Origin of the sequence: Hephaestia mangrovi, from assembly GCF_019880555.1 — a bacterium.
GTDB classification, from domain to species: Bacteria; Pseudomonadota; Alphaproteobacteria; order Sphingomonadales; family Sphingomonadaceae; genus Sphingomonas; species Sphingomonas mangrovi.
Window position 1 is genome coordinate 34,181 of sequence record NZ_JAINVU010000001.1, and the last position, 22,846, is coordinate 57,026.

Sequence of the window (22,846 nt, forward strand, 5' to 3'; positions counted from 1 at the left end):
CGGCGGCGATCCGCCGCGCGCCGCCTTTTGTCCAGTCTGGAGGATTCATGACCGGGACCAGCATCGTCATGCAGCTTGATCGCGTCGGCGCGGCGCTGCGCCGGGTCGAGCGGCCGATGCCGCAGCCCGGCCCCGGCGAACTGCGCGTCCGCGTGCTCGCCTGCGGCGTGTGCCGTACCGACCTTCATGTGATCGACGGCGAGGTGCCGGCCAACCTGCCGATCGTGCCGGGCCATGAGATCGTCGGCCGCGTCGAGGCGCTGGGCGACAGCGTGGCGGGCGTGGCGATCGGCGACCGGGTCGGCATCCCCTGGCTCGGCGCGACCTGCGGCATCTGCCCTTATTGCCGATCTGGGCACGAGAATCTCTGCGATCACCCCGTCTTCACTGGCGCGACGCGCGATGGCGGCTATGCCACCCATGCCGTGGCCGATGCGCGCTTCTGCCTGCCGATCCCCGGCGGCTTCGGCGATGTCGAGGCGGCGCCGCTGCTCTGTGCCGGGCTGATCGGCTACCGCTCGCTGGTGATGGCCGGCGACGGCCAGCGGATCGGGCTCTATGGCTTCGGCGCCTCGGCGCACATCATCGCCCAGATCGCGCGCTGGCAGGGACGCGACCTATATGCCTTCACTCGACCCGGTGACGCGGCGGGGCAGGATTTCGCGCGTTCGCTCGGCTGCACCTGGGCCGGCGGATCGGATGAGCGGCCCCCGGTCGAGCTCGACGCGGCGATCATCTTCGCCGCGGTGGGTGCGCTGGTGCCGGCGGCCCTCAAGGCGGTTCATAAGGGTGGGCGCGTGGTCTGCGCGGGCATCCACATGAGCGACATTCCGTCCTTTCCCTATGACGACTTGTGGGGCGAACGCTCGCTGCTGTCTGTCGCCAATCTGACGCGCGCAGACGGCCATGAATTCCTGGCGATCGCCGATCAGGCGGGGATCAGGACCATCACCACTGCCTTCCCGCTCGATCAAGCGAACGAGGCCATCGCGAAACTCAGACGCGGCGAACTGGAAGGCGCGGCGGTCTTGGTGCCGCTGATGTGAGCGGCGTTCCGGCGCACTTCAGGGAAATCGCGATCGCGGTTTCCAAAATATTCGAGGTTCATAAGGATCTCGCCATGTGAGGGGAGCGTGACATGTCTTCCCATCACTCGGCGACAACCGCCAACAAAACGATCATCCAATGTAACTTGGTCAGGCATCAAAAGCGGACGATGGTTCATCGGGCGCTTCTTGTGCAAAAGGAGGCATCGGTAATTCAGCAACACTTTCATTTTCATCCGCCAAACGCGGAGGGCGGCAATATCAGCGCTTCGATTTTGCCGCGAAGGCCTTTGGCGTGCCGTACATCGCGAAGCAGCCCGCCCCACTCCCGCAACGCGATCCGCACCGGATTGGCGGTCGGCGCGCGGTGCGCGAGGCCGTAGCGCAGCGGCTCATCGGCGCGCTCGACTGCCAGCGTGCCGAACAGTCGGTCAAACACGATAAGGACGCCACCGTAATTGCGATCGAGATAGGGATCGTTCGAGGCGTGATGCAGCCGATGATGCGCCGGCGTATTCAGTACCCACTCCAACGGGCCGAGCCGGCCGACTGCTTCGGTGTGGAGGAAGAACTGATAGTGCAGGTCGAATGCGAGCAGCGCCGCCACCACCACCGGCGGGAAGCCGAGCAGGATGACCGGCAGGTAGAATGCCCAGCCCAGCGACAGGAAGTTGGTCCAGCCCAGCCGGAGCGAGGCAAGCAGAGTCATCTGCTCGGCGGAATGGTGAACCGAATGCGTCGCCCACATCAGCCGCACGCGGTGGCTGGCGCGGTGGAACCAGTAATAGGCGAACTCGACCAGCACGAAGCCGATCGCCCAGGTCCGCCAGTCGCGGACCGGCCAGTGAACGGGGGCGAGCGCGGCGGCGGCGGTGAACACGCCGCCCAGGATCGCGCCGTTGATCACCGCGGCGGGAATGTTGCCCGCGACCAGCCCAAGCGTGGTCAGCGCCGCTCGCCCGTCATAGCCGCGCCGGGCGTGCAATCGCCAGGCGCGTTCCGCCAGCACCATCACAGCCACGGTAACGAGCCAGGCGGGCGAACGCGACAGCTCCATCATCGCCGGATCTCCTTGAGCTGCTGCAGCCGGTCGCGGGCGGCCGCGAGCTCGTTGGCGTCGACAACGCCATCGTGATTGGTGTCGGCCCGATCGAATAGCGGCATCGGCGCCTGGCTGAGTTCGCCGCGCGTCACGCGGCCGTCATGGTTGGTGTCGGCTTCGGCGAGCATCTGGTCGAGCAGTTGCCCGGCCTGCGGGCGGAACTTGAGCAACCGGCCGAAATCGTCGCGGCTGATGGCGCCGTCATGGTTGCGGTCCATTCGGTCGAAACGGGCGACGCGCGCCGCGCGGAACTCGGCTCGCGATACCACGCCGTCATGATTGGTATCGGCGTCGTCGAACGCCGCCATCGGATCGCGCTGGCCGAACCGGGCCTGGGCGGCGCTGGCGGGAAGGAGCAGGGCACCGGCGATGGTGAGATACAGGGTTTTCATCGATCATCCTCGCTTTGTTTTTAGAGCGGCCGTGCCCCGGGAGGGGGGGGGAGCGTGAGGCGCGGCCGCGGGCACCGGTCAGTGGGTCCGCGACACGGTGCCGCTGACGGTGGTCGACGTGCCGTCGGGGCCGGTCAGCGTCGTCGAATAATCGGCGCTGCCATCGCCATTGGCGGTGGCGGTCGTCGAGCGGCCGAAGGTCGTGCCGTTGTTGGTGGTCGTCGTCTTGCCGCCACTGTAGCTGCCATTGCCCCAACTGGCGTTGCGATCGGTTGTGTAACCGCGGCCGTTATTCGCCTGGACGGTGTGCGTGCCGGAGGCGCTGCCGGGCGCGTAGCTGCGATTGCGCGAGCTGGTGTAGCCGTAGCTGCCGTTGGTCTGGACGCTGCGGTTGATGCTTGCAGAGCCCGGTTGACGGGCCACGAAGCGGGAACGGGTGACGCCGCCGCCATAGGCGCCCTGGACATGGCTGATATGGCCGTGGGCGCGGACCTGCGCCTCAGCCGGCATCGTCATGATCGTCATGCCGGCAACGGCGGCGGTGGCGAAAAGGGTCTTGTACATCGGGTCACTCCTCATGTGATTGACGGGACTATTGCCCCCGCACATGCCGGTATGATCGCCGACGGTAAGCGGCGTGCGTCGGCCCGGTGACGAAGTGTGACAAAGTGTAACGCGCGGCAGCTCGGGGCTTGCGCGCGACGGCGAAGCGGGCAGGAATGCCGTGCCATGGAAGGCAGCACGATCGCGGTCGTCGAGGACGATCATGAAATCCGGGGGATGGTGGTCGAGCTGCTGCACCGCGAAGGCTTCGACGCGCAGGCCTGCGAGACCGCCGCGGCATTCGACCAGCTCCACGCCCGCCAGCGGATCGACCTCGCGATCCTCGACGTCATGCTTCCTGGCGAGGACGGCCTGTCGCTGTGCCGCCGGCTGCACGCGCAGGGCGAGGTGCCGGTGCTGATGGTAACGGCCAAGGGCGACGACATCGACCGCATCGTCGGGCTGGAGATCGGTGCCGACGATTACCTGCCCAAACCGTTCAACCCGCGCGAGCTGGTCGCCCGCGTCCGCGCGATCCTGCGCCGGACGCGCGAACGCCAGCGGGTCGTCTCGGCACTGCCGACGGAGCGCTACCGGTTCGGCGGCTGGACGATCGACGCGGGTGCGCGCGCGGTGACCTGTCCCGCCGATCGACCGCTCGAGCTGACCGGCGGCGAGTTCGATCTGCTGTTGTGCTTCGTCACCCACCCGCAGCGCGTGCTCAACCGCGACCAGCTGCTCGACTGGACGCGTGGGCGCAGCGCAATGGCGTTCGATCGCGCGGTCGACGTCCAGCTCAGCCGACTGCGCCGCAAGCTCGCCGAACGCGACGGCGGCGACGCCTTGATCAAGACGATTCGCGGCGGCGGCTATCAATTCACCCTGGCGGTCGACCGGGCATGACGGTGGGCACCAATTTGTCGGTGCGGATCGTCGCGATCCTGCTGGCGGGATTCGTCGCTCTGCAATTGCTGATCGTCGCGGCGACGACGCTGCCATCGCGCGGCGACGAGCAACGGCCCTACAACCTGCCGCGGCCGCGCGAAGCGGCGGCGATGGTTGGGGCGATCGAGCAGGCGCCGGCGCAGTCGCGTGCGGCTTTGGTCAGCTCGTTCAACAACGGCCTGTATTCGGTGCAACTCGGCGGCGGCGTCGAGCCCTCGCTTCATCCCACCACCGACGATCTCGTCGCGCTGGCCCGATATTATGCAGCGGCTATGCCGGGCCATGCCGTGGCAGTGGACGCCAGGCGACCGCTGCTTGGCCGGCTGATCGGGTCGCGGCCGCGGCCGGCGCGGTTCTTCGCTCCGGTCTCCGTTTCGATCAGCCTCGACGGCGGCAGCGCGCTGGTGCTGACCAGTCAGCCTTCGCCGACCATCCGCCGCTATCTGCGCGATCGCTCGGCGCTGGGTGCGATCAGCGGCCTGCTGTTGCTTGCCATCCTGCTGCTCGCGGTGCGCCAGACGACGCGCCCGATCGTCCGCCTCGCAAAAGGCGTGCGTCGGTTCGGCGCGGATCTCGGCGCGCCCGATCTGCCGATGACGGGGCCGCGCGAAGTGCGCGAACTCGCCTACGCATTCAACGAGATGAAGGATCGCATTCGGCGGCTGGTCGCCGACCGCACACGGATGCTTGCCGCGATCGCGCACGACATGCGAACCTACCTCACTCGCCTGCGCCTGCGCGCCGATTATATCGAGGATCCGAGCCATCGCGAGCGCGCCGAGCGCGATCTCGACGAAATGTCGGCACTGCTCGACGACACATTGGCTTTGGCAGCGGAAGACAGCCCCGATCGCGCGAACAGGCCGGTTATCGATCTTGGCGAGACGGTTCGCGCGGCAATCGCCGCGCGCGAGACGCCCCCGGGCCGTCTCTCACTTACCACCTCACCCGGAACCATGGTTCGCGCGAGTCCCATCGCAATCCGTCGCATCGTCGACAATCTCGTCGACAACAGCCTGCGATATGCGACGGCGGTCACGATCGTGGTCACGACGTTCGGCGATGAAGTGCATTTGGTCGTTACCGACGACGGTCCAGGAGTCCCGTCGGACCTTGTCGATCGAATTGGCGAACCCTTTGTCAGGGCGGAACCTTCCCGCAACCGCGATCACGGCGGCGCCGGCCTCGGCCTGGCTATCGTAAAGTCTCTCGCGATTCGCGACGGTGCAAGAGCCAGCTTCGGGAACAGCGATGCCGGTGGCTTCAAGGTCAGTATCGTATATCTGGCGTCGAGTGCTGTTCCGTAGCCGTGGCAATTCAGTCGGGGGTACTCGCAACCGCCGCCGTATATGTTCATTTCGGGCTTCGCGTCAGCCTCGCCTTCCGACCGTAATCGCCGACATTACTGTCGTTCGAACAAGCTAAACGGCTCCCTGATAGCGGTCATCCGTTCACTTCACCGTCTGCGATCTCGCTTGACCGGGTCTGGGACGCTGCTGACTGTCGCCGCCGCCACCGGAACGTTTGGTTATGCCGAAACCGGCCATCCGTGTCGCCGCGCAAGGGGTGAGAAGGTCGCGGTGGATGTCGCAGCGGCCAAAGGGCCGATGATTTGGATCCAACGCCGGTTGCCAGCGAAGTTTGACAGGCTGGGTGCGACAATAAAGAATGCAGCGATGTTGAACGCCGCCGGCATGGAGATCGCCTTTCCACCGACTATTTTTTGATGAAGAGCGACGCAGAAACCCTCTGAGACTGGCCCCGCGAGCCGCAATGACCGATTCCTTCGCCAATGCCGCCCAGTTTATTCCGCAAGCCAGGAGCCTGAAGGCGGCCGGCCGGCTCGACGAGGCCATCGTGGTCTATGAACGGATCGTGCAGCTGCGGCCAGAGAGCCACATCGCCTGGCACAATTATGCGTCGTTGCTCGGTGACCTGTCGCGCTTCGCCGAAGGCGTGCAAGCCGCGGAACAGGCGATCGCCCGGGGGTCGCGCGCGCCCGAGACGTGGCTGGTCCTCGCCCGCGCCTTGCAAGGTTCCGAACGGTTCGATGAAGCCGACAAGGCGTTTGGCGAGGCGATCCGGTTACGCCCCGGCTATGCGACCGCGCACCATGATCTCGCACAGCTTCGCTGGATGCGCACTGCCGATCCCGCCGTTGCCCTCGACGCGATGGACACGGCGGACGATCCGTCGGGTGATCTCACGACGATCAAGGCGACGATCCTGCTCGCCGCCGACGACGCCGATGCCGCCGCGGCACTCCTTTCGGTGGCACTGACGCACGCTCCTGCCAATCCCGCGCTCCATCTGCGCGCGGCGCAAGTGGCCGCGCATCGCGGCGATGCCGCCGGTCAGCTCGATCATGCGACGCAGGCGCTTCGCCTCGCTCCAGGCGCGGCGCAGGCGGCCAAGGCGGTGGCTGAGGCGCTGCTCCATGCCGGGCGGCCGGCGGACGCAGAAGCGCTCGCCGAGCGACTGCGCGTGGCGGCACCGCAGGATCAAGGCGTGCTGGCGCTCCTCGCCACCGCCTGGAGGTTGCGCGGCGATCCGCGCTATCGAACGCTGTGCGAGGATCCTGCGCTCGTTTCGACGACGCGAATCGCGACGCCGGCGGGCTGGCGCGATCTTGACACATTCCTCGCCGATCTCGCGGCGGCGCTGCGCGAACGCCACCCCTGGCGCGCGCATCCGCTGGAAAATTCGGTGCGGCGCGGCAGCCAGACGCAGGAGGATCTGTCGCGCGCGCAATCACCGGTGATTCGCGCGCTGTTTACCGCGCTCGATGCCCCGATCCGCGCGCATATCGCGGCGCTGGGAGTGGGTCGCGATCCGCTGCGTGCGCGGATCGGGCACGACTATCGCATCGCTGGGGCCTGGTCGGTGAAGCTCGACCCCGGCGGCTTTCACACCGATCATGTCCACCCGCAGGGCTGGCTGTCCTCGGCCTTCTACGTATCGCTTCCCGACGCGGTCGCGCAGGAACCGGAAGGCTGGCTGGCGTTTGGCCGGCCCGGCATTCCCACCAGCCCGCCGCTCGCGCCGTTCCGCCATATCCAGCCGGTACCGGGGACGCTTGCATTGTTCCCCTCTTATCTCTGGCACGGAACCGAGCCGTTCTCCGCCGGCGCGCCCCGCTTGACGGTCGCCTTCGACATCCTTCCCGCATAAAAATCGCCTTTCTTCCTGCGCCGGGGTGAGGCGTCGGAGAAGCCGTGCGTCTTGGGGTCGAGAAGGCGTTCTGGCGACGCTCGGGGAAAATGGGGGTCTGCAATGAAAACACACCATTGGCTCATGGGCGCGGCTGTGCTGGCGCTGATCGGCTCGGCGCCGCTCGCCGCTAAGGATATTTCCCCCAAGGTGGGCAATATCACCTCGCCCAAGGAAGCCTTCGCGCAGGAGCCGGGCAGCGACTATTTCCTCGCCGATTACGAAGCCTATGCCGCCTATCTGAAGACGCTCGCCAGCCAATCCGATCGCATCAAGCTCGTCGACATCGGCAAATCGGCCCAAGGCCGCACGATGTGGGTGGCGATCGTCTCCTCGCCGGAGAATCTCGCCAAGCTCGATCACTACCGCGATATCGCGCAGAAACTGGCCAAGGCGGAAGGCGTCGACGAGCAACAGGCGCGCAGCCTGTCGCAGGAAGGCAAGGCCATCGTCTGGATCGACGCTGGCCTGCACGCCTCCGAAACCGTAACCACGCAAGATCAGATCCACGTCATCTACCGGATGCTCACCAAGAACGATCCGGAAACGATGCGCATTCTCAATGACGACATCATCCTGTTTGGCCAGGACAATCCCGACGGGTTGGACATGATCGCGCATTGGTACATGCGCAATCCCGATCCGAAGAAGCGCGAATTCGATACGCTGCCGATGCTATATCAGAAATATATCGGCCACGATAACAATCGCGATTTCTACATGTCGCAAATGCCCGAGACGACGAACCTCAATGCGATGTTCTTCCGCAAATGGTTCCCGCAGATCATCTACAATCATCATCAGACCGGGCCGGCGGGCATGGTGGTTTTCGTCCCGCCGTTCCGTGATCCGTTCAACTATAATTACGATCCCTTGATCATGACCGAGCTCAATGAGATCGGTGGTGCGATGCACAGCCGGCTGATCGGCCATGACATGCCGGGATCGGGGATGCGCGATGCAGCGCGCTATTCCACCTGGAACAACGGGATGGAGCGCTCCGTCTCCTATTTCCACAACTCGATCGGCATTCTGACCGAGATCATCGGCGGGCCTACGCCTACCAAAATCCCGCTGATCCTAGACAATCAGCTCAAGCGCGGCGACGAGCCAGACCCGATCGCGCCGCAGGAATGGCATCTTAGCGACACGCTGGAATATGAATATCAGCTCGATCGCGCGGTGATGGACTTCGCCGCGCGCAACCGCGAGCGATTGTTGTTCAATATCTGGAAGATGGGCAATGACGGTATCCAGCGGGGCAACCGCGACAGCTGGACGACGATGCCCGACGATATCGCCGCGGCCGAGGCGGCGGACAAGAAGAACCCGCTGCCGCAGGATGCCCAGCCGTTCTGGAACTCCGGCCACCGGGTCGATCCCAAGATTTACGACACCGTCCTGCACGCGCCCGAGCGGCGCGATCCGCGTGGCTATATCCTGTCGGTCGATCAGCGCGACCTGCCGACGACGATCGCTTTCCTGAACGCGCTCATCAAGAACGGCGTGGACGTGATGCAGGCGACCAAGGCCTTCACCGTGGACGGCAAGACGTATCCCGCCGGCTCCTTCGTGGTGAAGACGGGGCAGGCCTATCGCCCCCATGTGCTCGACATGTTCGAGCCGCAGAACCACCCGCGCAACCTCGAATATCCGGGCGGCCCGCCCAAACCGCCCTATGACATCACCGGCTATACACTGGCTTATCAGATGGGCGTCGGATTCGACCGGATTCTCGACGGATTCGATGGCCCGTTCCAGCCGGTATCCGGCCTGCTGACGGTGCCGGGCGGCGATGTCATCGGTTCGGGAAGCGCCGGCTGGCTGATCGGGCATGAGACCAACAACAGCTTCATCCTGACCAACCGGCTGCTCAAGGCGGGCGTGCCCGTCTCCTGGATCAAGACGCCGACGAGCGCCGACGGCCATGATTTCGGGCCCGGCGCGATCTGGGTACCCAACACCGCGGCGTCCCGCTCGATCGTCACGGCATCGGTCAAGGACCTGGGCATCGACGCCTATGCCGAAGCGCAGGCGCCCGGCGGCGACACGCTGCCGCTCAAGCCCGTCCGGATCGGCTTGGTCGATCATTACGGCGGAGTGATACCGGCGGGCTGGACCCGCTGGCTGCTCGAACAGTTCGAATTTCCCTATACGGTCGTCTATCCGCAGCAACTCGATGCGGGCAATCTGAAGAGCAAGTTCGATGTCTTGATCTTCCCGGACGGCACGGTGCCGGTTCCCAAGGACGGCCCCTTCCGCGGCGGCCGCTTCGGCAAGCAGCCGAACGCGCAGGATATTCCCGCCCAATACCGATCATGGCTCGGCGACGTCACCGCCGACAAGACGGTGCCGCAGATTGCCCGTTTCACCAAAGCTGGCGGCACGGTGATAACCGTCGGCAGCGCCGATGAACTGGCCATGATGCTTGGTGCGCCGATCACGCCGGCGCTCGCTACCCAGGGGCCGGACGGCAAGCTGCACGCCTTGCCGTCCAAGGACTTTTACATCCCCGGCTCGCTGCTCGAGGGTCAGGTCGATCCCACCCAGCCGCTCGCTTACGGCATGCCCAAGACGGTCGACCTGTTCTTCGACAGCAACCAGTCGTTCAACATCACCCCCGGCGCCAAGGCGGCGCGGGTTTCCTGGTACGACACCGCCACGCCATTGCGCAGCGGCTGGGCGCTCGGCCAGGAAAAGCTGAACGGCACCAGCGCCGTCGTCGACGTCGATATGGGCCAGGGCAAGCTGTTCGTGATGGGCCCCGCCGTCACCAAGCGCGCCGAACCCTACGCGACGTTCAAACTGCTGTTCAATGGCATCCTCTATGGCCCCGCCGTCTCGGCCAAACACTGAGAATAATAATTTCACTGATTTGAAATTACAGGAACCATAGAAACGATATTTATCGTAATTTTCGAGATTTATATCCATTTTCAATCAATAAAATTGGGCGATGAAGTGTGGCATTTAGTCAACACTTCATCGCTTTTTCTTTTTTTTGAAATAATGCTTGAGGCGATTACAGTCCGCCGCGTCTCCCTTGAACGAGCCATGTGAACAAACCGGCCTGCAATTGGGGGTATCATCATGACGACATATTCGCTCACGCGTTCCTTCCTCACCGGCACTTGCGCGACGATCGCCTTGTTGGCGGGCCATGCCCGGGCGCAGACCAGCATGCCGGCGGCAGAGAATCCGCCGCCCGAGGCGCAGGAGAGTGCTGCCCCGCAACCGGCGCAGGAAATCATCGTCACCGGCTCGCGCATCGCCCGGCGCGATTACGTTGCGGACAGCCCGATCATCTCGATCTCGCAGGACACCGTGCAGAACTCGGGCCGTCCGACGATCGAGGACGCACTCAACCAGATGCCGCAATTCAGTGGCGCCTTCGGGTCGGCCAACGGCGGCAGCACCAGCACCGGCCTCAACGGCGGCCAGGCCTATGCCAGCCTGCGCGGCCTCGGGCCGAAACGCACGCTGATCCTGCTCGACGGGCGCCGGCTCCAGCCGTCGAACCCCGATGGCTCGATCGATCTCAATATCATTCCGGAGGCGTTGATCGCCAATGTCGAGACGATTACCGGCGGCGCGTCGACCGCTTACGGCTCGGACGCGACGGCCGGCGTGGTCAACTTCAAGCTGCGCAACGATTTCCACGGCATCGAGATCAACGCCCAGACCGGGGTGAGCGATTATGGGGACGGCGACACCTACCGCATCACCACCACGCTGGGCGATTCCTTCGCGGATGAGCGCGGCCATGCGGTGCTTTCGTTCGATTACACCAAGCGCAACCGCGCGCTCCAGTCGCGCCGCGATTATTTCGTGTTCCGCAAGACCAAGCCCGGGCTCAGCACGATCCCGCAGGGGTCGACGGTATTCGGCGCCAATCGCCCCACCGTCGATGCGGTAAACAACGTCTTCGAGAACCAATATGGCGCCGCGCCATTCACCGGCGATGCGTCGGGCGCCTATATCGGACAGATCGGCTTCAATACCGATCAATCGCTTTTCAGCACGATCGGCGTTCCGATTGAAAACCTGCGCGATCCGGAAACCGATTCCGCCTATATCGTGAACAGCGGGACGAACAGCCAGCAGCTCAACTTCGGCTATAACGGCAGTTCGGTCCAATCCGACCTGAACCGCTACAACGTGTTCGGCAAGGTGGATTACAAGGTTACCGACGACATCAAGGCCTTCGCCCAGGTCACCTATACCAATTACGATTCGCTCGGCATCGCCAACCCGACGCTGGCGTCAAACGTCTATGGCCTGAGCGTTCCCGTCACCAACCCCTATATTTCGAGCGACTTCGCCTCGATTCTGGCCTCGCGACCCGATCCCGATGCCGATTTCACTTTCTACAAGGCGTTCAACATCCTCGGGCCGCGCTATCAGTCCTATCGCTACAATGTCTATCAATTGACGCTCGGCCTGTCGGGCACGTTCGGAATCAAGGATTGGTCCTGGGATGTCTATGGCAGCACCAGCAAGGCCAAGTTCGAGAACGAGCAACGCGGCGGCGCCAGCGCGTCGGCGCTCAGGAACCTGCTGTACAGTCCCACCGGCGGCACCGAATTGTGCGATGGCGGCTTCAATCCGTTCGGCAACGTCACGCCGTCCGAAGACTGTATCAACTACATCAGGCGTAGCACGCTCAACCGCAACGAGTTGAAGCAGCGCACCGTCGAAGCGAATATGCAGGGGGGCCTGTTCGAGCTTCCCGGCGGCCAGGTCCGGTTCGCGCTGGGCGCCGATTATCGCTATAATTTCTATAGCTTCAGGCCCGACGAACAATTGTCGCAACCGGACGGAACCAGCGATATCCTGGGGTACAGTGTGCTGCGTCCGGCAAACGGATCGGTCAGCACCAAGGAAATCTACGGCGAGTTGCTGGTCCCGGTTCTCAAGGACGTTCCCGGCATCGAAGAGCTCAATCTCGATCTCGGTTATCGCTATTCCGATTACAATTCGGTCGGCGGGGTGCACACCTACAAGGCCGATCTCGACTGGCAGATATTCCAGCCGCTGCGGCTGCGCGGTGGCTACAACCGCGCCATCCGCGCACCGAGCGTCGGCGAATTGTACGCCCCGGTCTCGACCGGCAGCGTCAGCATCGGCACGCCCTCCGCGACCAGCACCAACGGCGATCCGTGCGACGTTCGCACCTCGTTCCGCCAGGGTTCCGACGCGGCGCAGGTGCGCGCCTTGTGCCTGGCGCAAGGCGTACCGGCCGATATCATCGACAGCTATCAGCTCGGCACCGCGCAGGTGTTCGCCCTCACCGGCGGCAATCCCGATCTGAAGGAGGAAACCGCGGACACCTATTCGGTCGGCGGCGTGCTGCAATCGCCTTTCTCGGCGCCGGCATTCAGCAACATGTCACTGTCGATCGATTATTACATCATCAAGATCAAGGATGCGATCGGGCCATTGTCGATCGCCCAGGCCTTCCAGTTCTGCTTCAATTCGGGGGGCAATAACCCGAACTTCGATCCTTCCAATTATTATTGCTCGTTGATCACCCGCAACTCGGCAAGCGGCGTCCCGGTCAATCCGCTCCAGCCGCTGTTGAACCTCGGCCGGTTCGAGGTGAAGGGGATCGATTTCCAGTTCGACTGGAAGGTCCCGGTCGGCACCGGATCGATCGCTCTCAACGCGGCCGCCAGCTATCTGCAATCGTTCAAGATTCAGGCATTGCCCGGCGCGCCGACCTACGATTATGCGGGCAGCATCGGCGCCAGCGTCGAAAGCGCGAGCGGGATCGCCCACCCCCGGTGGAAATCGATCACCTCGCTGACCTATTCGAACGGACCGATCAGCCTCGGCCTGCGCTGGCGCTTTATCGACAGCATGATCAACGCGGCCCGCGTCGTCAGCCCGAGCAGCACCACGCGCGGCGTCAATTCCTACAACGTGTTCGATCTCAATGTGCGGGCGAACGTGACGGACGACGCCGAATTCCGCTTCGGGGTGACCAATCTGTTCAATCACCACCCACCCCAATATGGCGACACCGAAGGCACGTTCGACGCGGAGACATACGACGTGCTCGGTCGCTACTTCTTCGTGGGTTTGACGAAGCGGTTCTGACGCCGTTTCGCTTGCCGCTGCTCCTCTCCGCGATGGCCGAAAACATCCCGACGGCCATCGCGGATTTTCTGTGTCCCAGCTGCAAGCGGTTGGGAGAAGCCCTAACCTCGTCGGTTGGGTTCAATAGGGGGAGAGCACGATCTTTTGCGCGTCGTTCTGCGTCACGCGGGCCACGCGATACCCTTCCAGTGCATCGGCCAGCGCATCGGCGCCATCGGTCTGGAGCACGCCGCTGAACTTCGTGTCGCCCAATGCAGGGTCGGACAGCACGATGCGCCGACGCGAGTAACGGTTCATCTCTGCCACCACCTGCGCCAGCGGCATTTCGTCGAAGGTCAGCTCGCCATGCAGCCAGCTCGCATCGGCAGCGGCCTTGCCCGGCAAGACATGCACCCCCGTCGTGTCCATCACCAGCATGTTGCCGGCATGCAGCACGGTCGTCCGATGGTCGGCGGGCGTGGCGACCCTCACGGTCCCTTCCACCAACGCGACGGACAACCGCGCGGGCGCGGTTTCCACAGAAAAGGCCGTGCCCAGTGCGGTCACGCTGTTGTTCCCCGCCGAGACGATGAACGGATGCGCCGGGTCCTTCGCCACCTTGAAGAAGGCTCGCCCGTCGAGCAGCGCCACCCGGCGCGTATCGCCCGGCGGCGACACCCGCACCCGCGATCCCGCGTCGAGCGTCATGCGGGATCCGTCGGCAAGGGTCACCACCTGCGATTTGCTGAATGTGGTGGCGAACACCTGGTCCTGCGGGCGATCGTGTCGCCACGACGGAACCTCGATAACGGCGGCAACCCCCACCACCAGCGCGATCGATGCCGCAATCGCCATCGCACGCCCGCGCCGCCACCGGGTGGCGCCACCCGAAAGCCCTTCGGCAACCATCGCGCGCACCGCGGGATCGTCGCCCGTTCGATCGACCGCGCCAACCGTATCGAGAATCCGCTGCCAAGCGCGCCGATGCTCGGCCTGCGCCGCCAGCCAATGCTCGAATTCCTCCTGATCTGTCGGCGAGACCGCATCCGCGTTCAGCCGCGCATACCAGCGGGCCGCCTCGTCTTCGGCGTGCGCCGTCGCTGCCTCGCGCGTCATCCCGCGATACGGGTGGAAAGATGACGAATCGCCTTCATCATATGCTTTTCCACCGCGCTCACTGAAATGCCAAGCTGACGGGCGATGTCGGAATAACTCATTTCTTCAAACCGGTGCAGGACAAAGGTGTGACGGGTACGATCGGGCAGGTCATTGAGCGCGGCGATCACGATTGCAAGTTCTTCCTTCGCCTCAAGGACGCGCGCGGGCGATCTCTCCTCAACCGGATGATGGTATTCCTCCAGCGAATGATGCGACGATCGCTGGCGCACGACGTCGCGCCGCCCGCGATCGGCAAGTACGCTGTGCGCCACCTGGAACAGATAGCCTTCGACGTTTTCGATTGCGCCAGCGCTGCGCCGCGTCTGCATGCGCAGCGCGACTTCCTGAACGAGATCATCGACATCGTTGGGATGCGCGCGCTTGGACAGAAAGCCGCGGACCGCTTTCAGGTGACGATTGAACGCTTCCGCAGGGATCGCGCCGCTTGATGCATTCACGTTCGCTGAAATCAACATGCCGCCCCCGTTGATCAGTCTATCGCACCCTCTCCGCTCCGTTTTGAGTCGCAGCGAAACATGTTGTCACAAAGCCGTCAAGTATGGATACTCGTCACAGCAGGCGCCGACAGAGCCACCCAGGGAGAGGCCGGACGACTGTTCAGGGGATGGAACCCGTTTTGGCGACCACAGGGGCGATACTGACACGAGTGTCGGGGCGGTTGGCCTGCGCATCCCATGGCGCTCATCTAGCGACGGCGGCGATCGCGGGCCTGCTGCTGTTGGCGCCCGAGGCGCTACCGGCTGCCATGCTGGTGCCGCGATCCTATCCGATCAACATTCCGGCCGGGCCGCTCGCTGCCGCGCTGCGCGACTATGCCCGCAAGACGCATCGCCAGATCCTGTTCGAGCCGGCGCTGGTGCGCGGTCGCCGGGCGGCGGCGGTGCGCAACGTCGCCGATCCCGATGTTGCGCTGGACCTGCTTCTGAAGAACAGCGGCCTTCGCGCACGCCAACTCGGCACGGATATCGTGATTATCGAACCCGTGGCGCGGCAGCAAGCCACCGCCCCGGCTCCTTCGCACGCCGCACCGCTGCCGCCGCCCATCCCGCCGCCGCCGGAGGACATCATCGTCACCGCGCTCAAGCGCCAGACGATCCTCGCTGATACGCCGCTCAGCATGACCGTGCTCAGCGGCGATGACCTGTCGGGCGCACAGATCTTCGACGAGCGCAGCGCCGCGCACAAATTGCCCGGCCTGATCGTCACCGAGGGCTCCACGCTGGAACAGCGCCTGACGGTGCGCGGCGTATCGGGAAGCGGCGAGTCCACCGTCGGTGTCTATTATGGCGATACGCCGGTAAGCGGTCCGTCGGGCACCACCGCCAACCCTGCCGCGATCACCCCCGACATCGATCTGGTCGATATCGACCGCATCGAATTGCTGCGCGGGCCGCAGGGCACGCTTTATGGCGCCAGTTCGATGGGCGGCACGCTTCGGGTATTGTTCAACCAGCCCGATGCCAGCCGATGGTCTGCGCGGCTGACGGCCGGGATCGACACTGTCGACCATGGTGATACCGGCGCGCATGCCTCGGCGGTGCTCAATGCGCCACTGGTTCGCGGTCGTCTCGCCGCGCGCTTCGTGGTCAGCCGCCGCAAAAGCGGTGGCTATATCGATAATCCGCTGCTCGGCAGCGAAAATCGCGGCGGGGTATCGCGCAAGAGCTGGCGAGCGACGCTCGCCTGGACGCCGAATGCGGCGATTACCGTGAGCGGCACCGTGCTGCATCAGGATTCCCGATCGGATGATGCAACCTTCTGGCTCCCCGATGTCGGCCGATATCTCAACGATCAGCCGGTGCGCACGCCCAACAGCAGCGTTCTCAATCTCTACAGCGGCTCGACCCAATGGAATCTCGGCACCGTCACGCTGACCGCCAATGCTTCCCATTACGATTGGCATGTCGTCAAGGAGAGCGATTTTTCCGCCGTTCTGGCGCAACAGCGCACCAGCGAGACGAGTTGCGCCAATCATTTCGGCGTCCTCTCCGGCGCGACGTGCACGCCCGATCAGATGCGGCTCTTTTCCGATCTGATCGACGCGCGGTTGCCCGCCGTGCTCTATCAACCGATGCCCGTCGCCAGCACCAGCGGCGAGATACGGCTGGCATCCAACGGCGATGGCCCCATTCTGTGGACGCTGGGGGCCTTTGCCGAGCAACGGCGCGATTCGGTCGACAGTTATGTGCTGCGGGCTGATCCCGTGTCGGGGAACGTGCTGCGCCCCTTCGATATCACCGGGCTGCGCGGCATTGAGACCACGCTCGACCAGCAGGCGGTCTTCGCCGAGGTAACGGCGCGACTGACGCGGCGTCTCTCGGTGACCGGCGGCGGCCGCTATTTCCATTACAAGCGGGTCGGCGGCGGCTCGGTCACCATCGCCAACCCGATCACCGGCACCGGGGCTCTGGAAGATACCGACTATCGCCAATCGGAAAGCGGCCGGAACCTGAAATTTGGGCTCAGCTATCAGCTCTCGCGCAGCAATCTCATCTATGCGACCGCGGCCGAGGGCTTTCGCCCGGGCGGCCTGAACGTCACGCCGGGGCTCAGCGAGGCGCAGCAACGCTACGACGCCGATCATCTGTGGAGTTACGAGGTCGGCACCCGGCTCGCTCCCAAGGGTACCCCGTTGCAGCTCGAAGGCGCACTATATCATATCGACTGGTCGAACATGATCTATGCGGTGACGAGCCTCAACGGCGCATTCGGCTACAACACCAATGTCGGCAGCGTGAATATCGACGGCGCCGAGGCAAAGCTCCAGCTTTCGCTGTCTCCGCTCAGGATCAGCTCGTGGATCAGCTACGTCGATGCCCAGCTCGCCGAGGATCAGCGCAGCACCACCGCGGGCGGGCTCGGGCGAAAGGGCGATCGATTGCCCAACGTGCCGCGCGTCACCTATTCGTTTAGCGCCGATACCGACGCGAGGATCGGCAGGAACGCGATCGTCAACGTCGGCGCCGATCTGGTCGGTGCGACCGACAACGCCTCCAAATTCGATCCGGATATCCGCTTCTACGACGTGACGAAGGCGCACATGACGGTGAACCTGCACGCCACGCTTTCGGCGCACGATTGGCGCGTCACCTTCCATCTCGACAACGTCTTCGATGTCGTGGCGCCGCTCAACATTGTCTCGAGCACCTTCGGCGTGCACCGTCTCTACAGTAGCGCGCCGCGCACCACCGGCCTGGAAATCTCCCGCGCTTTTTAAAAACGCTCTCCAAGGCGGTGGCCGGGGACCGGCGCACCGCCCCGAAAACGGGCACGAGCTTATTTGCCGGCAACCTCCAGCACCGCCAGCGTCAGCACGCGGACGCCGGTGCGGATCGCCGGCTCCGGCACCGGCGCGAAATAGGGTGAGTGGTTTACCGGCAGCGGCTTGCCCTTCGCCTTGTAGTCGGCGATCATCTTGGGATCATAGCCGCCGATGCTGAAATAGACCGACTTCTTCAGGCCCGCCGCAACGAATTCCGAATAATCCTCGCTGGCGTTGCCGCCCGGCTTGTAAGCCGGCTCCAGCGTCACATTGTCGTCGCCCAACGCGGTTTTCATGACGCCGCTCATCGTGTCGGACAAGGCGATGTCGTTGATCACCGGCGACGCGCCGAACATGTGTTTTACCTCGGGTTCGGGCGCGCCCGCCATCATCGCGGCGGCCTTCGCCGTGGTCGCGACGCCGTCGTTGATCAGCTTGCGCACATCCGGTGAGAAAGAGCGCAGAGTAAGCTGCAGATCGGCGTGGTCGGGGATGATGTTCGCCACCGTGCCCGCATTGAACGAACCCACCGTGATGACGCCGAACTGCTTCGGATCCTTCTGCCGGCTGATCACGGTCTGCACATCGGTCACGAAATGCGCGGCTTCGGCGATCGGGTCGATGCTCTTGTCGGGCATCGATCCGTGCGCGCCGACACCGTGGAAGGTGATATAGATCGTGTCGGAGGCAGAGCTCATCACGCCTTCCTTGATGCCGACGGTGCCGATCGGCGCCGGCCCGACATGCGCAGCAAAACCGTAATCGGGCATCGGAAAGCGTTTGAACAGGCCATCGGCGAGCATCGCCTTGGCGCCGCTGATGATCTCCTCGGCAGGCTGACCGATTAACATCAACGTGCCGTGCCACTGGTCCTTCATCGCCAGCAAGGCCTCGGCAGCGCCCAGCCACCAGGCCATGTGCGAATCGTGTCCGCAGGCATGGTCGACATAGGTCAGCTTGCCGTCGACGGTCTGCTGTGCCGTGCTGGCGTAGGGCAGCCCCGTCTTCTCCTTCAACGGCAATGCGTCGAGCTCGGTGCGCACCAGCACGGTCGGCCCCTCGCCATTCTTGTAGATCGCGACGATGCCCGTCTTGCCGACATGCTCGGTCACCTGGAAACCGAGCTTGCGCATTTCGCCGGCCAGCAGTGCTGCAGTGCGGTTTTCCTGAAAGGCCAGTTCGGGATGCTGGTGGATGTCCTTGTAGACCTCGAACAGGTGCGGATAATCCTTGTCGAGCGACGCATCGATCCTCGCCTTCGCGGCGGCAACGTCCAGCGTCGGTGCCGGCACGGTCGTCTGGGCATGGGCTGGCAGGGCTGCCAGCGCGGCGGCGAAAAACGGAAGCGTGCGTTTCATTCATATCCTCGACAAATGTTGCGCCGAACGAGGCGAAGTCGAACGCCGGCTCCACCATGCGTGATCCCCGGCGACGATCAAGACGCGGTCGAGCATTTCCCCCTCAGCGCCGGATCGCATTTTCCGCTCGAGCCCGCGCCATCGCCCTGAAATTGCGGTCGTGAGATGAGGTAACGTCGCCCTTTTGCGTTTTGAAAAGGAGGTGATGGCGGACGTGAGAGCCGCTTGCCGTAAAACAGAGGGGTGATCGTCAGATGCGCTATACGTTGTTAGCTTCCGTCGCAGCCGCCGCCTTGGCCAGTCTTGCCACTCCCGCAGCGGCGCAGGCGCCGCATATCACCACGCCGGAGGAACAGCTGGGGCACCATATCGGCGAGGATTATTATCTCGCCAGCTATGCACAACTCGTCGATTACTGGAAGAAGCTCGCGGCCGAATCCGATCGCCTGAAAATGGTCGATATCGGCGCAACCGCCGAGGGCCGGCGGCAATATATGATGATCGCCTCTTCACCCGAGAACATGCGTCATCTCGACGAGTATCGCGATATCGCCCGTCGCCTGGCCCAGGCCAAGGGGCTGACCGACAACGAAGCGCAGGCGCTGGCGGAAAAGGGCAAGGCCGTCGTGTGGATCGACGGCGGCCTGCACGCCAACGAGGTGGTTCCCGCGCAAGCACTGATGCAGGCCGTCTACAAGGCGGCGGCGGACAACGATCCGGAATGGCTGCGCATCCTGAATGACGACATCATTCTGTTCGTGCAGGACAATCCCGATGGCCAGGATCTCAACGTCGATTGGTATATGCGCGTCGCCGATCCGAAGAAGCGCGAAGTCGGCATGCGCCCGGAAGGCTATTCGGCCAATTCGCAGACGCCGCGGCTGTGGCAGAAATACATAGGCCACGACAACAATCGCGATTTCTACATGGGCAACCAGCCGGAAACCACGAACATTCTCAATGTCGCTTTCCGCGAATGGTTTCCACAGATCATCTACAACCACCATCAGCCGGGGCCGACCGGCGCGGTGGTATTCATGCCGCCGTTCCGCGATCCATTTAATTACAATTATGATCCTCTGGTCATGACGGAAATGGCCGAGGTCGGCATGACCATGCACAGTCGGCTGGTCTCGGAACACAAGCCCGGCTCCACCATGCGCAGCGGGGCTACTTATTCGACCTGGTTCAACGGCAGTCTGCGGACGGTTTCCTATTTCCACAATTCGATCGGCCTGCTCACCGAAATCATCGGCAACCCGACGCCGATCGAGTTGCCGCTGAAGCCGGACAACCAGCTTCCCCACAACGATCTGCCCGATCCTGTCAAGCCGCAGACCTGGCACCTGAGCCAGTCGATCGCCTATTCACTGTCGATGGATCGCGCCGTGCTCGATTACGCCTCGCGCAACCGGCAGCGGTTGCTGTTCAACATCTATCGGATGGGCGCCGACGAGATCAAACAGGGCTCGGAGGATTCCTGGACGATCACGCCCAAGCGGATCACCGCGCTCGAGGATGCCGCAAAGGCCGAAGGTGGCTATCAGAAAGTCGGCGGCGCGTCCTGGTTCCGCAAGGGCGAGACGGTCGACCCCACGCTTTACGACAAGGTGCTGCACGATCCCGCGCACCGCGATCCGCGCGGCTATATCATTCCGGCAGACCAGCCCGACCTGCCGACCGCGGTGAAATTCCTCGACGCGCTGATCAAGAACGGGGTCGAGGTGGAACGTGCCGACAAGCCTTTCACCGTCGCCGGCAAGCAATATGGCGCGGGTTCCTTCGTGGTGATGGCCGATCAGGCTTACCGGCCGCACATCCTCGACATGTTCGAGCCGCAGAACCATCCCCAGGATTTTGCGTATCCAGGCGGCCCGCCAATCCCTCCCTACGATTCGACCGGCTACACCCTTGCCCTCCAGATGGGCGTGAAATTCGAACGCATCCTCGATGGATTCGATGGCCCCTTCACCCCCGTCGACGGGCTGATCGCACCACCCCCGGGCCAAATGACGGGTACCGGCGGCGCGGGATGGCTGCTCAGCCACGAAACCAACAACGCCTTCATCGTCACCAATCGGCTGATGAAGGCCGGCCTGCCCGTTTCCTGGCTAAAGACACCGATGACCGAAGACGGACGGCAATTCCAGGCCGGCGCGATCTGGGTGCCGGCATCCGCCAAGGCCAGGGCGATCATCACCGATGCCGTTCGGTCGCTGGGTGTCGACGCCCACGCCGTCGCCGCCAAACCCTCGGTCGGCACGATACCGCTCAAGCCCGTTCGAATCGGGCTGGTCGACGTCTATGGCGGCTCGATGCCCTCGGGCTGGACTCGCTGGTTGTTCGATCAGTTCGAATTTCCCTATAAACGGATCTATCCGCAGCGCCTCGACAAGGGGGATTTGAACAAGGATTTCGACGTCCTCGTCTTTCCGGGCAGCGTCTATCGCGAGAACAAGGCCGGGCCGTTCATCGTGCCCCAGCCCAAACCGGAAGACATTCCCGCCGAATATCGCTCGTGGCTCGGCAACGTCACCGTGCAAAAGACGCTCCCGCGCATCGAGCAGTTCATCAAGAGCGGCGGCTCGGTCATCACCGTAGGCGATTCGAACAAGCTCGCCCTCCAGATGGGCCTGCCGATCGCCGATGCGTTGACCGCGCCGGGGCCGGATGGAAAGCCTGCCCCTTTGCCGACCACCAAATTTTATATTCCGGGGTCACTATTGGCGGCAAGGACGGATTCGTCGGAACCGCTGGCCTATGGCATGCCCGATAGCGTCGACATGTTCTACGACAACAACCCGACGTTCAGGCTCGCCGGTGATGCAGCGAACATTAAACCCGTCTCCTGGTTCTCCGGCAAAGACGTGCTCCGTTCCGGCTGGGCCTGGGGTCAGGAGCATCTCGACGGCACCGACGCCGTGCTCGATATTTCGCTGGGGCAAGGCAAGCTGTTCATGATGGGCCCGGAAGTGAACCAGCGCGGCCAGAGCTGGGCCACGTTCAAGCTGCTATTCAACGGCTTGTATTATGGCCCGGCGGTAAGCGGGTCGCGATAGACGAACCAGGCACCGATCGCCGGAGAAAAATGGAACCTCGGGCGATCGCGTGATGCAAGCTTCCTTCACGGCCGCCAAAGAACCACGCTTGTCTGGATAGCTGCTGTCCGGCTCGCCGTATCGCCCGAGTGGATGCACCTCGGCGGGGGCGGCTACCGTCGCGACCACCTCCGGCTGCTCGCGCAACGGGGCGAGGTCCAGGACAAGGAGGTCCGCCTCATGGGGGCCAAGAGCAATCTGCTCCGAACCCTGGTCGCGATCTCAGCTCTGGCGTAAAATCGGATACCCCTAGGCGTGCCCAATTTTGTTCCGAAGTGGCCGGCCGAGAGAGATTTGAACTGCCATTCCATTTTGGGGGGGCGAGGACTGACCGTGTCCGCTCTCAGGATCAGTCCAGACTCGCATGAGTGGCCGAATAGGGGCGCGAAGCTGGATGCCGGTTTGCCGTCTGGTACGTCCGACATCTCGGTCGTTTTCTACGTAAATTGACGGCGCTTGACCGTCTTTGTCGTCGAGCATCTCCGGTCGAAGTTTCTTGAGACTTGCATCTCGCCCCTTCGGTGCGACCGCGCTCTATGCCACTGCGCGGCACCGAGCCGCTGAGGCGTCTCGGCCCTCTCGGGTTGCGATCGCTGATGCGAGGCGGGACATGCGGCCCGCATGATGTCGCCG

General features: G+C 63.7%; 14 protein-coding genes. 8 read left to right on the forward strand and 6 right to left on the reverse strand.

Annotated features, from left to right (window positions below):
- The first annotated feature begins 47 nt into the window (after positions 1–47).
- Positions 48–1,046 (forward strand): zinc-dependent alcohol dehydrogenase family protein, encoded by a 999-nt coding sequence (locus K7G81_RS00130; protein ID WP_255586447.1) that lies wholly within the window; start codon positions 48–50, stop codon positions 1,044–1,046.
- A 232-nt stretch (positions 1,047–1,278) separates the two neighbouring features.
- Here K7G81_RS00130 and K7G81_RS00135 read toward each other — a convergent pair whose 3' ends face one another.
- The 3 genes from K7G81_RS00135 to K7G81_RS00145 all read right to left on the reverse strand — a co-directional run bounded on the left by K7G81_RS00135 (position 1,279) and on the right by K7G81_RS00145 (position 3,104).
- The gene (locus tag K7G81_RS00135; RefSeq protein WP_255586448.1) at positions 1,279–2,106 is read right to left on the reverse strand and encodes a sterol desaturase family protein; all 828 of its coding nucleotides are present in this window, start codon (positions 2,104–2,106) and stop codon (positions 1,279–1,281) included.
- Positions 2,103–2,540 carry an EF-hand domain-containing protein gene (locus tag K7G81_RS00140; RefSeq protein WP_223028731.1) on the reverse strand — a complete coding sequence of 146 codons (438 nt, stop codon included), beginning with the start codon at positions 2,538–2,540 and terminating at the stop codon, positions 2,103–2,105. Before K7G81_RS00140 ends, K7G81_RS00135 begins: the two co-directional genes overlap by 4 nt.
- 78 nt (positions 2,541–2,618) lie before the next feature.
- Positions 2,619–3,104 (reverse strand): hypothetical protein, encoded by a 486-nt coding sequence (locus K7G81_RS00145; RefSeq protein ID WP_223028732.1) that lies wholly within the window; start codon positions 3,102–3,104, stop codon positions 2,619–2,621.
- 165 nt (positions 3,105–3,269) lie between these two features.
- Here K7G81_RS00145 and K7G81_RS00150 point away from each other — a divergent pair, with 165 nt between their 5' ends.
- The 5 genes from K7G81_RS00150 (at position 3,270) to K7G81_RS00170 (ending at position 13,337) form a co-directional block, all read left to right on the forward strand.
- The gene (locus K7G81_RS00150; RefSeq protein WP_223028733.1) at positions 3,270–3,986 is read left to right on the forward strand and encodes a response regulator; all 717 of its coding nucleotides are present in this window, start codon (positions 3,270–3,272) and stop codon (positions 3,984–3,986) included.
- Positions 3,983–5,335 carry an ATP-binding protein gene (locus K7G81_RS00155; RefSeq protein WP_223028734.1) on the forward strand — a complete coding sequence of 451 codons (1,353 nt, stop codon included), beginning with the start codon at positions 3,983–3,985 and terminating at the stop codon, positions 5,333–5,335. Before K7G81_RS00150 ends, K7G81_RS00155 begins: the two co-directional genes overlap by 4 nt.
- A 466-nt stretch (positions 5,336–5,801) precedes the next feature.
- Entirely contained in the window at positions 5,802–7,199 is a 1,398-nt protein-coding gene (locus K7G81_RS00160; protein ID WP_223028735.1) for a putative 2OG-Fe(II) oxygenase, read from the forward strand.
- 102 nt (positions 7,200–7,301) lie between these two features.
- Positions 7,302–10,094, forward strand: coding sequence for a M14 family metallopeptidase (locus K7G81_RS00165; protein ID WP_223028736.1), 2,793 nt, complete (start codon positions 7,302–7,304; stop codon positions 10,092–10,094).
- Positions 10,095–10,328: 234 nt separating this feature from the next.
- The gene (locus tag K7G81_RS00170; RefSeq protein WP_223028737.1) at positions 10,329–13,337 is read left to right on the forward strand and encodes a TonB-dependent receptor domain-containing protein; all 3,009 of its coding nucleotides are present in this window, start codon (positions 10,329–10,331) and stop codon (positions 13,335–13,337) included.
- Positions 13,338–13,457: 120 nt separating this feature from the next.
- Here K7G81_RS00170 and K7G81_RS00175 read toward each other — a convergent pair whose 3' ends face one another.
- Positions 13,458–14,432 (reverse strand): FecR family protein, encoded by a 975-nt coding sequence (locus tag K7G81_RS00175; protein ID WP_223028738.1) that lies wholly within the window; start codon positions 14,430–14,432, stop codon positions 13,458–13,460.
- On the reverse strand, positions 14,429–14,950 hold the full coding sequence (locus K7G81_RS00180) for an RNA polymerase sigma factor (protein WP_223028739.1): 522 nt from the start codon (positions 14,948–14,950) through the stop codon (positions 14,429–14,431). The genes K7G81_RS00175 and K7G81_RS00180 overlap by 4 nt, the downstream gene beginning before the upstream one ends.
- 161 nt (positions 14,951–15,111) lie before the next feature.
- On the opposite strand from K7G81_RS00180, the gene K7G81_RS00185 reads away from it, so the two are divergent.
- Positions 15,112–17,712 carry a TonB-dependent receptor gene (locus K7G81_RS00185; RefSeq protein WP_223028740.1) on the forward strand — a complete coding sequence of 867 codons (2,601 nt, stop codon included), beginning with the start codon at positions 15,112–15,114 and terminating at the stop codon, positions 17,710–17,712.
- Between the two features lie 59 nt (positions 17,713–17,771).
- Here K7G81_RS00185 and K7G81_RS00190 read toward each other — a convergent pair whose 3' ends face one another.
- Positions 17,772–19,115, reverse strand: a complete 1,344-nt coding sequence (locus K7G81_RS00190; protein WP_223028741.1) for an amidohydrolase — start codon at positions 19,113–19,115, stop codon at positions 17,772–17,774.
- 293 nt (positions 19,116–19,408) lie between these two features.
- On the opposite strand from K7G81_RS00190, the gene K7G81_RS00195 reads away from it, so the two are divergent.
- Complete coding sequence (locus K7G81_RS00195; protein WP_255586449.1) at positions 19,409–22,174, forward strand: M14 family metallopeptidase; 2,766 nt, start codon at positions 19,409–19,411, stop codon at positions 22,172–22,174.
- The last annotated feature ends 672 nt before the right edge of the window (positions 22,175–22,846 follow it).

Excerpts from the sequence above, each read along its gene's own strand:
- K7G81_RS00165 (WP_223028736.1), top strand. The coding sequence starts at position 7,302 with ATGAAAACACACCATTGGCTCATGGGCGCGGCTGTGCTGGCGCTGATC.
- K7G81_RS00175 (WP_223028738.1), bottom strand. The coding sequence starts at position 14,432 with ATGACGCGCGAGGCAGCGACGGCGCACGCCGAAGACGAGGCGGCCCGC.
- K7G81_RS00190 (WP_223028741.1), bottom strand. The coding sequence starts at position 19,115 with ATGAAACGCACGCTTCCGTTTTTCGCCGCCGCGCTGGCAGCCCTGCCA.
- K7G81_RS00170 (WP_223028737.1), top strand. The coding sequence starts at position 10,329 with ATGACGACATATTCGCTCACGCGTTCCTTCCTCACCGGCACTTGCGCG.
- K7G81_RS00135 (WP_255586448.1), bottom strand. The coding sequence starts at position 2,106 with ATGATGGAGCTGTCGCGTTCGCCCGCCTGGCTCGTTACCGTGGCTGTG.
- K7G81_RS00180 (WP_223028739.1), bottom strand. The coding sequence starts at position 14,950 with ATGTTGATTTCAGCGAACGTGAATGCATCAAGCGGCGCGATCCCTGCG.
- K7G81_RS00155 (WP_223028734.1), top strand. The coding sequence starts at position 3,983 with ATGACGGTGGGCACCAATTTGTCGGTGCGGATCGTCGCGATCCTGCTG.
- K7G81_RS00160 (WP_223028735.1), top strand. The coding sequence starts at position 5,802 with ATGACCGATTCCTTCGCCAATGCCGCCCAGTTTATTCCGCAAGCCAGG.
- K7G81_RS00145 (WP_223028732.1), bottom strand. The coding sequence starts at position 3,104 with ATGTACAAGACCCTTTTCGCCACCGCCGCCGTTGCCGGCATGACGATC.
- K7G81_RS00140 (WP_223028731.1), bottom strand. The coding sequence starts at position 2,540 with ATGAAAACCCTGTATCTCACCATCGCCGGTGCCCTGCTCCTTCCCGCC.
- K7G81_RS00150 (WP_223028733.1), top strand. The coding sequence starts at position 3,270 with ATGGAAGGCAGCACGATCGCGGTCGTCGAGGACGATCATGAAATCCGG.
- K7G81_RS00130 (WP_255586447.1), top strand. The coding sequence starts at position 48 with ATGACCGGGACCAGCATCGTCATGCAGCTTGATCGCGTCGGCGCGGCG.